We start from the raw sequence: 12491 nt of genomic DNA, 5'->3' as shown, positions 1-12491 counted from the left end.
GCCGCTACCTAGAAGCACCGGTCAGTCGAAGGAAGCCCCGCATGATCTATCGCAGCGCAGCAGAATGGCGCGACAGCCCGTCGAAGCGGATCGTGCTGTTCGGCATGTCGGGTCTGGGCAAGACCTATCTGGCGACGATGCTGCGCCAGACGGGCGACTGGTTCCACTACTCGGTCGATTACCGCATCGGCACCCGCTACATGGGCGAATACATCGCCGACAATTTCAAGCGCGAGGCGATGCGCGTGCCGCTGCTGCGCGAATTGCTGATGTCCGACAGCGTCTACATCGCCAGCAACATCACGTTCGAGAACCTGGCCCCGCTGTCCACCTATCTGGGCAAGCCCGGCAGTCAGAGCCGCGGCGGCCTGCCCTTCGACGAATACCGCCGCCGCCAGAACCAGCACCAGCGGGCCGAGATCGCGGCCCTGCTGGACACGCGCCATTTCATCGAACGCGCGGACGACATCTATCGTATCCCGCATTTCGTCTGCGACAGCGGCGGGTCGATCTGCGAGGTGGTCGATCCGTCCGATCCCGACGATCCGGTCCTGTCGTCGCTGTCGCGCGACCTGCTGATGATCTGGATCGAGGGGTCGGACGCGCATACCGCCGAACTGGTGCGCCGCTTCGACCGCGCACCCAAGCCGATGTATTACCAGCCCCAGTTCCTGGAACGCGCCTGGGTCGCCTATCGCGTGGAAAAGGGGCTGGACGAACACGAGGTCAATCCCGACGACTTCATCCGCTGGACCTATGCCCGTGCGCTGGCGCACCGCCAGCCGCGCTATGCCGCGATGGCGAAGCTGGGCGTCACGGTCAAGGCCGAGGAAGTGGCCGAGATCCGCAGCCCAGGCGATTTCGACGACCTGATCGCGCTGGCCATCGCCCGCAAGGAAGACTGACATGCCCATCACGCTGAACGAGAACCTGCCCGCCTATCGCATCCTGTCGGAAGAAGGCGTCATGGTCATGTCGCCGGGTCGTGCCGCCACGCAGGACATCCGACCCCTGCGCATCGGGCTGTTGAACCTGATGCCCAAGAAGATCCAGACCGAGAACCAGTTCGCCCGCGTCATCGGCGCGACGCCGCTGCAGATCGACTTCCAGCTGATCCGCATGTCGGACCACGAAAGCCGCAACACCGCCGCCGACCACATGGAGAGCTTCTATCGCCCCTTCCGCGATGTCGAGGCCACGGGCGAGAAGTTCGACGGGCTGGTCATCACCGGCGCCCCGATCGAGCAGCTGCCCTTCGATCAGGTCACCTATTGGGACGAACTGGAACGGGTCTTCGCCTGGACCCAGACCCATGTGCATTCCACCTTCGGCGTCTGCTGGGGCGGCATGGCCATGGCATGGCATTTCCACCGGCTGGAAAAGCACCCCCTGCCCGCCAAGGCCTTCGGCTGCTTCCGCCACCGGAACCTGCAGCCCGCATCGCCCTATCTGCGCGGTTTCTCGGACGATGTGCTGGTCCCCGTCAGCCGCTGGACCGAAATCCGGCAAGAGGACGTGGACGCGCGCCCTGCACTGACCACCCTGCTGGCCAGTCCCGAGGTCGGCCCTTGCCTCGTGGCCGATCCGCGTCACCGCGCGCTCTATGTCTTCAACCATTTCGAATATGACAGCACGACGCTGAAGGAGGAATACGACCGCGACGTCGAGGCCGGCAAGCCGATCGCGGTGCCGCGGAACTACTATCCCGACGACGATCCCGCGCAGATGCCGTCGAACCGGTGGCGCAGCCATGCGCATCTGCTCTACGGTAACTGGATCAACGAGATCTATCAGACCACCTGGTACGACATGAACCGCATCGGAGAAGGGTAAGCCATGGTCCCCAAGGACATGCCGGAACTGCCGCTGGTCGGTCGCATCCGCGACTATCTGAAGAACGACGCGCCCAAGGATATCCGCAAGGCGATCGAAGATGGGCACAAGGACGACATCCTCGATCAGAGCTATCCCTATGACGGGGAAATGGACAAGGGCGACTACAACGACCACCTGGAGGCTCTGCAGATCCAGCTTGTCCGCATGATGCATTGCGTGATCCATCGCGGACAGCGCGTCGTCGTGCTGTTCGAGGGGCGCGACGCCGCGGGCAAGGGCGGCACCATCGAACGCGTGCGCGAGAACCTGAACCCGCGTTCGGCCTATATCGTGGCACTGCCCAAGCCCACCGAACGCGAATCGACGCAATGGTATTTCCAGCGCTATGTCGATCACCTGCCCGCCGCCGGGGAAATCGCCCTGTTCGATCGCAGCTGGTACAATCGCGGCGTCGTCGAACGCGTCTTCGGCTTCTCGACCGAACATCAGCGCAACGCCTTCTTCCGCCAGCTGCCCGGGTTCGAGCAGACGCTGGTCGATGACGGCGTGATCCTGGTCAAGCTGTGGCTGAACGTGGGCCGCGCCGAACAGCTGCGCCGCTTCCGCGACCGAGAGAAGGACCCGCTGAAGCAGTGGAAGCTGAGCCCCATCGACGTCGAGGGGCTGGCGAAATGGAACGATTACACCACCGCGATCCGCGACACGCTGAACCTGTCGCATTCCCCCATCGCGCCCTGGACCGTGATCCGGTCGGACGACAAGCGCCGCGCACGCATCGCGGCCATCCAGACCATCCTTCATGCGGTCGATTATGCAGGCAAGGATGTCGATGCGATCGGCATTCCCGACCCGAAGATCACCGGCGGCCCCGAGATCCTGGACGACTAGTCGTTTTTCTTGCGCAGGCCATGGGGCGGGGCTAGCGTTTCGGCAATGACTTCAATCGAAAGAGGCCGGAACACATGCGCTTGCTGACCACCACCATTCTTGCGGCATCGGCGGGTCTGCCCGCCTTTGCCGCCGATGGCGAACTGACCATCTTCGACTGGGCCGGCTTCGAGGTCCCCGCGATCTTCCAGGCCTATGTCGACCAGCATGGCGACAGCCCGACCTTCGCCTTCTTCGGCGATGACGACGAGGCGTTCCAGAAGATGGTCTCGGGATTCCGCGCCGATGCGGTCCATCCCTGCAGCCAGATGGTCGGCAAGTATCGCGATGCGGGCCTGATCGAACCCTGGGACACGGACCGCATCCCCAATTTCGACAAGATCGCGCCGCGCTTCCTCGATTCCGAGGTGTTCAAGGATGACGAGGGCGTCTGGTTCATCCCGGTCGACTGGGGCGCCACCGCCATCGCCTACAACACCGAAACCGTCCCGGCCGAGGATGTGGCCAGCCTGCAGGTCTTCACCGATCCGAAATACCAGGGCCGCACCTCGTTGCCCGACAGCGCGGACGATGTCTGGGCACTGGCCTATCTGGCGACCGGGACGACCGACTGGACCGATGTCAGCGACGAACAGTTCCAGGCTGCCGCCGACTGGCTGCGCGAGGCGCATCAGAACGTCGCCGCCTATTGGGCCGATCCGTCCGAACAGGCGCAGCTGATGGCCTCGGGGGCCGTGGATATCGCATGGTCCTGGAACGACGGTGTCGTCTATCTGCAGGATGACGATTATCCGGTGGGCTTCCAACGCGAGGCCGAGGAAGGATCCTCGACCTTCTTCTGCGGCTTCGTGAACGTGAAGGACGGTCCGGGCAGCGAAGACAAGCTGTACGACTTCATCAACGCCTGGCTGGCCCCCGAGGCAGGTCAGGGCCTGCTCGATGCCATCGGATACGGCCACAGCTCGACCGAGGCGATGGCCACGATCGAGGATCAGCCCGCCGTGCAGGAGGGCCTGTCCGATATCGACGTGCCGGTGCTGGCCCAGACGCCGAACGATCCCGAACAGCGTCAGCGCCAGCTGGCCGAGTTCGAGAAGATCAAGGCGGGCTTCTGATCCTGCCCCCTTGGGCGGCCCTTACATGAGGGCCGCTCATGATCTTCTGCAGAACTATGAATTTGCAGCCGTAGGGCTTGGGGCATATATCACGGGCTTCAAACGAAAGGCCGTTCCATGTCCCTGCCCCGATCGCCCGCATTCGATGCGCTGAACCGCGCTGCCGATGAACGCATCCTGATCCTCGACGGGGCGATGGGCACGCAGATCCAGGATCTGCACCTGTCCGAGGAGGATTACACAGGCCACGGGTCCGGCCATGTCTGCCGCCATCACAGCGACCATGCGCAGAAGGGCAACAACGACCTTCTGATCCTGACCCAGCCCGACGCGGTCGAGGAGATCCATTACCGCTATGCCATCGCGGGCGCCGATATCGTCGAGACGAACACCTTTTCGTCCACGACCATCGCGCAGGCCGATTACGGGCTGGAACACGCGGTCGAGGAACTGAACATCGAGGGCACGCGTGTCGTGCGTCGCGCGCTGGACCGCGCCACGGCCGAGGACGGCAAGCCCCGCTTCGTCGCAGGCGCGTTGGGGCCGACGAACCGCACGGCCTCGATCAGCCCGGACGTGAACGATCCGGGATTTCGCGCGATCAGCTTCGACCAGCTGCGCGTGGCCTATCTTCAGCAGGCGCGCGGGCTGATCAAGGGCGGGTCGGACATCCTGCTGATCGAGACGATCTTCGACACGCTGAACGCCAAGGCCGCGATCTTCGCCTGTCAGCAGGCGATGGAGGAGCACGGCCAGGCGATCCCGCTGATGATTTCGGGCACGATCACCGACGCATCGGGTCGGACGCTGTCGGGCCAGACCCCCACGGCATTCTGGTATTCGGTCCGCCACGCGAACCCCTGGACGGTTGGACTGAACTGCGCGCTTGGCGCTGCCGCGATGCGCCCCCACCTGGCCGAGATGTCGGGCGTCGCCGATACCCGCATCTGCGCCTATCCCAATGCCGGGCTGCCCAACGCCTTCGGCCAGTATGACGAGGGCCCAGACGACACCGCCCGTCAGGTCGCGGAATTCGCGGCCGAAGGGCTCGTGAACGTCGTCGGAGGCTGCTGCGGCACCACCCCCGACCATATCCGCGCCATCGCCGATGCGGTCGCCGCCCACAGCCCGCGAAAGGTCCTTGCCCATGTCTGATCGTCTGCTGCGCCTGTCCGGCCTCGAACCCTTCACGCTGACCTCGGACATCCCGTTCGTGAACGTGGGCGAACGCACCAACGTCACCGGCAGCGCGCGTTTCCGCAAGCTGATCAAGAACCGCGAATACGCCACCGCATTGGAGGTCGCGCGCGACCAGGTGGAAAACGGCGCGCAGATCATCGACATCAACATGGACGAGGGGCTGATCGACAGCCGTGCCACCATGGTCGAGTTCCTGAACCTGCTGGCCGCCGAACCCGACATCGCCCGCGTGCCGATCATGATCGACAGTTCCAAATGGGAGGTGATCGAGGCCGGGCTGCAATGCGTGCAGGGCAAGCCGGTCGTGAACTCGATCAGCATGAAGGAGGGAGAGGAGCAGTTCCGCCACCAGGCCAAGCTGTGCCTTGCCTATGGGGCCGCCGTCGTGGTCATGGCCTTCGACGAACAGGGCCAGGCCGACACCGCCGCCCGCAAGATCAAGATCTGCGAACGCGCCTACCGGATCCTGGTGGACGAGGTGGGCTTCCCCCCCGAGGACATCATCTTCGATCCCAACATCTTCGCCGTCGCCACGGGCATCGAGGAACACGACAATTACGGCGTGGATTTCATCGAGGCCACGCGCTGGATCCGTCAGAACCTGCCACATGCGCATGTGTCAGGGGGCGTGTCGAACCTGTCCTTCAGCTTCCGCGGGAACGAACCCGTGCGCGAGGCGATGCACGCGGTCTTCCTCTATCACGCCATCCAGGCCGGGATGGACATGGGCATCGTCAATGCCGGGCAGCTGGCCGTCTATGACCAGATCGACCCCGAACTGCGCGAGGCCTGCGAGGATGTCGTCCTGAACCGTCGCCGCGACGGGACCGAGCGCCTGCTGGAAATCGCCGAGCGGTTCCGGGGCGACGGCGGTGGCCAGAAGCGCGAGAAGGACCTGTCCTGGCGCGAATGGTCGATCGAGAAGCGCATGGAACACGCGCTGGTCAACGGCATCACCGAATATATCGAAGCCGATACCGAAGAGGCCCGCCAGGCCGCCGAACGCCCGCTGCATGTCATCGAAGGCCCGCTGATGGCCGGGATGAACGTGGTGGGCGACCTGTTCGGCGCGGGCAAGATGTTCCTGCCGCAGGTCGTGAAATCGGCGCGCGTGATGAAGCAGGCCGTCGCCGTCCTTCTGCCCTACATGGAGGAGGAGAAGCGCCAGGGCGGCAGCACCGAACGCGAAAGCGCGGGCAAGGTGCTGATGGCCACGGTCAAGGGCGACGTGCATGACATCGGCAAGAACATCGTGGGCGTCGTGCTGGCCTGCAACAATTTCGAGGTGATCGACCTGGGCGTGATGGTCCCGCCGCAGAAGATCCTGCAGGTCGCCCGCGATGAAAAGGTCGACATCATCGGCCTGTCGGGCCTGATCACGCCCTCCCTGGACGAGATGGTCCACGTCGCGGCCGAGATGGAGCGCGAGGGCTTCGACATCCCCCTGCTGATCGGCGGCGCGACGACCTCGAAGATCCATACGGCCGTCAAGATCGCGCCCCGCTATGATCGCGGGCAGGCCGTCTATGTCACCGATGCCAGCCGCGCGGTGGGCGTGGCCTCGGCGCTACTGTCGCCCACGCAGAAGGACGGCTATGTCGCGGATCTGCGGGCCGAATACGCGCAGGTGGCCGACCGCCATGAACGGTCCGAGGCCGCAAAGAGCCGCCTGCCGCTGGCATCCGCGCGCGCCAATGCCCTGGCCGTGGACTGGTCGGCCTATGCCCCCGTCGCCCCCGGTTTCACCGGCACCCGCGTGATCGAGGACTGGGACCTGGCCGAGATCGCGCGCTATATCGACTGGACGCCGTTCTTCCAGACATGGGAGCTGAAGGGCGTCTATCCCCGCATCCTGGAGGACGAGAAGCAGGGCGAGGCCGCCCGCCAGCTGTTCGCCGAGGCGCAGGACATGCTGGCCCGCATCATCGAGGGCAAGTGGTTCAAGCCGCGCGCCGTCGTGGGCTTCTGGCCCGCCAACGCCGTGGGCGACGACATTCGCCTGTTCACCGGCGACGACCGCACCGAAACGCTGGCCATGCTGCACACGCTGCGCCAGCAGGTGACCAAGCGCAACGGTCGCCCCAACGTGGCGCTGTCCGATTTCGTGGCCCCCGAGGGGATCGCGGATCATGTGGGCGGCTTCGTCGTGACGGCGGGCCCCGAGGAATCCGAGATCGCGGCGCGATACGAACGCGCGAATGACGATTACGGCGCGATCATGGTCAAGGCGCTGGCCGACCGCTTTGCCGAGGCCATGGCCGAGATGCTGCACGAACGCACGCGCCGCGAATTCTGGGGCTATGCCAAGGACGAGACCTTCGCCCCCGAGGAGCTGATCGGCGAACCCTATGCGGGCATCCGTCCCGCGCCGGGATATCCCGCCCAGCCCGATCACACCGAGAAGGAAACCCTGTTCCGCCTGCTGGATGCGACCGCCGCGACAGGCGTCGAACTGACCGAGAGCATGGCGATGTGGCCCGGATCCTCGGTCTCGGGTCTCTATATCGCGCATCCCGACAGCTATTACTTCGGGGTGGCCAAGATCGAGGAGGACCAGGCCCGCGATTACGCCGCGCGCAAGGGGATGTCCCTGGCCGAGGTGGAACGCTGGCTGGCGCCGGTCCTCAACTATGTCCCGGCCAAGGTGGAAACCGACGCCGCCTGACGAAAAAGGCCCGCGCATCGCTGCGCGGGCCTTTTCCTTCCGGGCGTCAGGCGCCCGGATCCTCGCGCAGCATCTGCCGGCCCAGGATGTGATCGGCGGCCTTCTCGCCCGTCATGATCGAGGGACCGTTCAGGTTGCCGTTCGTGATCCGCGGGAAGATCGAGCTGTCGGCCACGCGCAGCCCCTCGACCCCGATCACGCGCAGTTCCGGATCGACCACCGCCATCGGATCGTCGACCGCACCCACGCGGGCGGTGCCGCAGGGGTGATAGGCCGATTCCGCGTGCTCGCGGATGAAATCGTCGATCTCGGCGTCGGTCTGCGCGTGGTCGCCGGGCTGTATCTCGTCGCCGCGATATTCCGCGAAGGCCGGCTGATCGAAGATCCTGCGCGTATGCCGGATGGCCGCGCGGAACTCGGTCCAGTCGTCTTCATGCGACATGTAGTTGAAATGGATCTTCGGCGCCGCGTTCGGATCGGCGCTGGCCAGCCGCACGGTACCGCGCGACTTGGACCGCATCGGTCCGACATGCGCTTGGAACCCATGCCCCTGCGCCGCCGTCTTGCCGTCATAGCGGACGGCCAGCGGCAGGAAGTGGTACTGGATGTCGGGATAGGGCACGTCTTCGGTGGACCGGATGAAGCCGCAGCTCTCGAACTGGTTCGATGCGCCCAGACCGGTCTTCTGCAGCAGCCATTCCAACCCCACCCGGCTTTTGCCCAGCAGGTTGTAGTAGGTATACAGCGTGACGGGCTTGAGCGACTTGTACTGCATGTAGACCTCGAGATGGTCCTGCAGGTTTGCGCCGGCGCCCGGACGGTCCGACAGCGTCTGGATCCCGTGTTCGGCCAGGTGGTCGGCCGGGCCGATCCCCGACAGCATCAGCAGCTTGGGCGTGTTGATCGAACTGGCCGAGACGATCACCTCGCGCGAGGCGAGGACGGCCTTCACCTGACCCTTCTGTTCGATCTCGACACCCACCGCACGCTTGCCTTCGAACAGGACGCGGCGCGCAAGGCCGCGCACGACCGTCAGCTTGCCCGACTTCTTGGCCGGACGCAGATAGGCATTGGCCGTGGACCAGCGGCGACCCTTCCAGATCGTCGCCTCCATCGGGCCGAAACCCTCCTGCTGCTGCCCGTTGTAATCGTCGGTCCGGGGCCAGCCCGCCTGTTCGCCGGCCTTGATGAAGGTGTTGAACAGCGGGTTCTTGCGCTTGCCCCGCGACACGTGCAGCGGACCGCTGTCACCGCGCCAGGCCGAGGTCTGCGCCCCGGTCGGATCCCCGTGCCAGGTCTCCATCCGCTTGAAATAGGGCAGCACGCCGGCATAGTCCCAGCCCTCGGCGCCGCTTTCCTGCCAGTGTTCGTAATCCATGCGGTTGCCGCGCACGAAGACCATCCCGTTGATCGAGGACGACCCCCCCAGCACCTTGCCGCGCGGGGTGGCAAGGCGGCGGTTGCCCAGGCCCGCCTCGGGTTCGGAACTGAACCCCCAGTCGTAGCGGGCCATGTTCATCGGATAGGACAGCGCGCCCGGCATCTGGATGAAGGGGCCCATGTCGCTGCCGCCGAATTCGATCAGGGTCACGGTGCGACCCGCCTCGGTCAGGCGATAGGCCAGCGCGCAACCCGCGCTGCCGGCCCCGATGATGACGTAATCGGCGGTCGCGGCCGCCTTGGGCAGATCAGTAGGGTGCATCGACGCCTCCCATTCCGACATAGACGGATTTGAGCTGCGAATAATGCTCGATCGCGGCGGCCGAGTTCTCGCGGCCGACACCCGACAGCTTCACGCCGCCGAAGGGCATCTGCACGGGCGTCAGGTTGTAGGTGTTGATCCAGCAGGTCCCCGCCTGCAGGTTCGCGACCACGCGATGCGCCCGCGTCAGATCCCGCGTGAAAACGCCCGCGGCCAGGCCGAAGCCCGTGTCGTTGGCGCGGCGCACGACCTCATCCTCGTCGAAGAAGGCCAGCGTGGTCATGACCGGGCCGAAGATCTCGTCGCGGGCGATCTCCATGTCGTCGGTCGCGTCGGCGAAGACGGTGGGCGGGATGAACGCGCCCTCGCCCTCTCCTCCGCAGACGATCCGCGCGCCCGCGGTCTCGCCGCCCGCGATCATGGCGCGGATCTTGGCGGCCTGGGACGGGTTGATGATGGGGCCATGATTGGTGTCGGGGTCCAGCGGATCGCCCATGCGGATGTTGCGCACGCGTTCCACCAGCCGGTCGAGGAAGCGATCCTTGATGCCCTCTTGCAGGAAGACCCGCGTCCCGTTGGAACAGATCTGCCCCGAGCTGTAGAAATTCGCCAGGATCGCCGCGCTGACGGCATCCTCGATATTCGCGTCGTCAAAGACGATCAGGGGCGACTTGCCGCCCAGTTCCATCGTCACATGGCGCATCCCCTCGGCTGCGGCGGCATAGACCTTGCGGCCCGTGGGCACCGAGCCGGTCAGCGACACCTTGGCGATATCGGGATTGGTCACCAGCGACGCACCGACCTGACCGCGCCCCTGCACGACATTGTAGACGCCCGCGGGCATCCCGGCCTCGATGAAGATCTCGGCCAGCTTCAGCGCACCCAGCGGCGTTTCCTCGGACGGCTTGTAGACCATCGAATTGCCCATCGCGAGCGCGGGCGCGGCCTTCCAGCAGGCGATCTGGCTGGGATAGTTCCAGGCACCGATGCCCGCGCAGACGCCCAGGGGCTCACGCCGGGTATAGGCCCAGTCCTGACCCAGCGGGATCATCTGCCCGGTGACGGTCGCGGCAAGGCCCGCGTAATATTCCAGCGCCTCGGCCCCCGAAGGCCAGTCGGCCACCAGCGTCTCCTGGATGGGCTTGCCGGTATCCAGCGTCTCCAGCCGGGCAAGTTCCTCGTTGCGCTCTTCGATGATGCGGACGGCGCGCGACAGGATGCGACCACGTTCGACCGGGGCCATCGCGGCCCATTCGACCTGCGCGCGGCGGGCGGATGCACAGGCGCGTTGCACCTGCTCGGGCGATGCCTCGCGCAAGGTGGCGATGGTTTCGCCGGTGAAGGGATAGAGGACGGGCAGCTCGGGGCCCTCGCCCTCGACATATGCGCCATCGATGAAGAGGCTGGCTTTGGGTTGTGCGGAAAGGCTCATTTGAGGGTTTCCTCGAGATAGGACATGACTGTTTTCAGTGAAGCATCCGCATCGGTCGGCCCCGGCGTCAGGACGGCGCGCAGATAGACGCCGTCGATCAGTGCGCCCAGCGTCTCGGCGATGCGACCCGGGTCGTCGGTCAGCCCGCGCAGGGCGAAGATCAGGTTCGACCGCAGGCGGCTGCGATAGATTTCCAGCAGGCGCGCCGCGTCCTTGTTCACGAAGGACAGGGCATAGAAGTTCAGCCAGGCGCTGATCGTCTCGCGCTGGAAGTTCTGCGGCGCGAAGCTGGCCTGCACGATGGCGTTCACGCGCCCGCGCGGGCCGTGACCGGGCAGCGCCTCGCGCACCGACTGGCCATAGACGCGCAGGATGTAGCGCATGGCCGACAGGAATATCTGTTCCTTGGATCCGAAATAATGATGCGCCAGCGCGGGCGACATGCCCGCACGCTTGGCGATCTGGGCGACCGTCACGTCAAGCGATCCGGCCCGGCCGACCTCGTAGATGGCAGCGTTGATAAGCGCTGCTTTTCGGATAGGCTCTGCGCCAAGTTTCGGCATTCATGCACCACAAATGGAAAGAATTTCGTTGCTTTGCCGGGCCAACCTATCGTTAATTGACTGACCAATCAAGAACAGGGAGCCAAAAATGACCCTTTCGCGTATTGCGCTGGCCGCAGCCTTCGGCGCCGCGACCGCCCTTCCCGCCCTTGCGGCGGAACCCGAACAATGCGGAACCGTCGTCTTTTCGGACGTGGGCTGGTCCGACATCACCGCGACGACGGCGCTGACATCGACCGTGCTGCAGGCGCTCGGATATGAAACCGAGATCCGGCTGCTGTCGGTGCCCGTGACCTATACCGCGCTGTCCACCGACGACGTGGACGTGTTCCTGGGCAACTGGATGCCCACGATGGAGGCCGACATCGCCCCCTATCGCGACGAGGGCACCGTCGATACCGTCCGCACCAACCTGACCGGTGCGAAATACACGCTGGCCACGAACAAGGCCGGTGCCGATCTGGGCATCGCGGATTTCGCCGACATCGCGGCGCAGAAGGATGCGCTGGACGGCAAGATCTACGGGATCGAGCCGGGCAATGACGGCAACCGCCTGCTGCTGGAGATGGTGGCCGAGGACCAGTTCGACCTGGGCACCTTCGAGATCGTCGAATCCAGCGAACAGGGCATGCTGGCGCAGGTGGGCCGCGCGAAGAATTCGGGCGATCCCATCGTCTTCCTGGGCTGGGAACCGCACCCGATGAACGCCCAGTTCGAAATGACCTATCTGACCGGGGGCGACGACATCTTCGGCCCCGATCTGGGCGGTGCCGAGGTGCGCACCAACACCCGCGCGGGATATGTCGAGGAATGCCCGAATGTCGGCAAGCTGCTGTCGAACCTGGAATTCACCCTGGCCATGGAAAACGAGGTCATGGGCAAGATCCTGAACGACGGCCAGGACCCGATGGAGGCCGCCGCCGAATGGCTGGCCGGCAACCCCGATGCCGCGACGCCCTGGCTGGTCGATGTCACGACCGTGGACGGGAACGACCCGCAGGCGGCTCTGGACGCCGCGCTGGAAGGCTGACACATCCCTGCCGGGCGCGGCATCCGTCGTGCCCGGCATTCCATTCCCGACAGGCAGAGG

At 65.2% G+C, this 12491-nt stretch carries 10 protein-coding genes; 7 read left to right on the top strand and 3 right to left on the bottom strand.

What is annotated here, in order from left to right; all coding sequences use genetic code 11:
• Positions 1 to 41: 41 nt before the first annotated feature.
• From KO490_RS03170 to metH, 6 genes are all read left to right on the top strand, one after another.
• The gene (locus KO490_RS03170) at positions 42 to 905 is read left to right on the top strand and encodes an ATPase (protein ID WP_216017954.1); all 864 of its coding nucleotides are present in this window, start codon (positions 42 to 44) and stop codon (positions 903 to 905) included.
• A gap of 1 nt (position 906) precedes the next feature.
• Entirely contained in the window at positions 907 to 1833 is a 927-nt protein-coding gene (metA, locus tag KO490_RS03165) for a homoserine O-succinyltransferase (RefSeq protein ID WP_216017953.1), read from the top strand.
• Positions 1834 to 1836: 3 nt separating this feature from the next.
• A complete protein-coding gene (ppk2, locus tag KO490_RS03160; protein WP_216017952.1) occupies positions 1837 to 2724 on the top strand; it encodes a polyphosphate kinase 2 in 888 nt (295 codons plus the stop codon).
• A 74-nt stretch (positions 2725 to 2798) separates the two neighbouring features.
• Entirely contained in the window at positions 2799 to 3839 is a 1041-nt protein-coding gene (locus tag KO490_RS03155; protein WP_216017951.1) for an ABC transporter substrate-binding protein, read from the top strand.
• A 117-nt stretch (positions 3840 to 3956) separates the two neighbouring features.
• Positions 3957 to 4994, top strand: a complete 1038-nt coding sequence (locus tag KO490_RS03150) for a homocysteine S-methyltransferase family protein (protein WP_216017950.1) — start codon at positions 3957 to 3959, stop codon at positions 4992 to 4994.
• On the top strand, positions 4987 to 7704 hold the full coding sequence (gene metH, locus KO490_RS03145; RefSeq protein WP_216017949.1) for a methionine synthase: 2718 nt from the start codon (positions 4987 to 4989) through the stop codon (positions 7702 to 7704). Before KO490_RS03150 ends, metH begins: the two co-directional genes overlap by 8 nt.
• Before the next feature lie 46 nt (positions 7705 to 7750).
• Here the strand turns inward: metH and betA are convergent, their stop codons facing one another.
• The 3 genes from betA to betI are packed head-to-tail and all read right to left on the bottom strand — an operon-like array spanning position 7751 to position 11401.
• Positions 7751 to 9406, bottom strand: a complete 1656-nt coding sequence (betA, locus tag KO490_RS03140) for a choline dehydrogenase (RefSeq protein WP_216017948.1) — start codon at positions 9404 to 9406, stop codon at positions 7751 to 7753.
• Positions 9393 to 10838 (bottom strand): betaine-aldehyde dehydrogenase, encoded by a 1446-nt coding sequence (gene betB / locus KO490_RS03135; protein WP_216017947.1) that lies wholly within the window; start codon positions 10836 to 10838, stop codon positions 9393 to 9395. Before betB ends, betA begins: the two co-directional genes overlap by 14 nt.
• Positions 10835 to 11401: a transcriptional regulator BetI gene (gene betI, locus KO490_RS03130; RefSeq protein WP_216017946.1), complete on the bottom strand. Its 567-nt coding sequence runs from the start codon at positions 11399 to 11401 to the stop codon at positions 10835 to 10837. The genes betB and betI overlap by 4 nt, the downstream gene beginning before the upstream one ends.
• An 88-nt stretch (positions 11402 to 11489) precedes the next feature.
• On the opposite strand from betI, the gene choX reads away from it, so the two are divergent.
• The gene (gene choX / locus KO490_RS03125) at positions 11490 to 12431 is read left to right on the top strand and encodes a choline ABC transporter substrate-binding protein (RefSeq protein ID WP_216017945.1); all 942 of its coding nucleotides are present in this window, start codon (positions 11490 to 11492) and stop codon (positions 12429 to 12431) included.
• Positions 12432 to 12491 lie beyond the last annotated feature (60 nt).

The organism is Paracoccus sp. C2R09 (assembly GCF_018860625.1).
Classification (GTDB): Bacteria; Pseudomonadota; Alphaproteobacteria; order Rhodobacterales; family Rhodobacteraceae; genus Paracoccus.
The sequence above is the reverse complement of the archived record's forward strand: the minus strand, read 5'-3'. Positions and strand labels throughout refer to the sequence as shown.

Coding starts and splice junctions, on each gene's coding strand:
- KO490_RS03170 (WP_216017954.1), top strand. CDS start 42: ATGATCTATCGCAGCGCAGCAGAATGGCGCGACAGCCCGTCGAAGCGG.
- metA (WP_216017953.1), top strand. CDS start 907: ATGCCCATCACGCTGAACGAGAACCTGCCCGCCTATCGCATCCTGTCG.
- ppk2 (WP_216017952.1), top strand. CDS start 1,837: ATGGTCCCCAAGGACATGCCGGAACTGCCGCTGGTCGGTCGCATCCGC.
- KO490_RS03155 (WP_216017951.1), top strand. CDS start 2,799: ATGCGCTTGCTGACCACCACCATTCTTGCGGCATCGGCGGGTCTGCCC.
- KO490_RS03150 (WP_216017950.1), top strand. CDS start 3,957: ATGTCCCTGCCCCGATCGCCCGCATTCGATGCGCTGAACCGCGCTGCC.
- metH (WP_216017949.1), top strand. CDS start 4,987: ATGTCTGATCGTCTGCTGCGCCTGTCCGGCCTCGAACCCTTCACGCTG.
- betA (WP_216017948.1), bottom strand. CDS start 9,406: ATGCACCCTACTGATCTGCCCAAGGCGGCCGCGACCGCCGATTACGTC.
- betB (WP_216017947.1), bottom strand. CDS start 10,838: ATGAGCCTTTCCGCACAACCCAAAGCCAGCCTCTTCATCGATGGCGCA.
- betI (WP_216017946.1), bottom strand. CDS start 11,401: ATGCCGAAACTTGGCGCAGAGCCTATCCGAAAAGCAGCGCTTATCAAC.
- choX (WP_216017945.1), top strand. CDS start 11,490: ATGACCCTTTCGCGTATTGCGCTGGCCGCAGCCTTCGGCGCCGCGACC.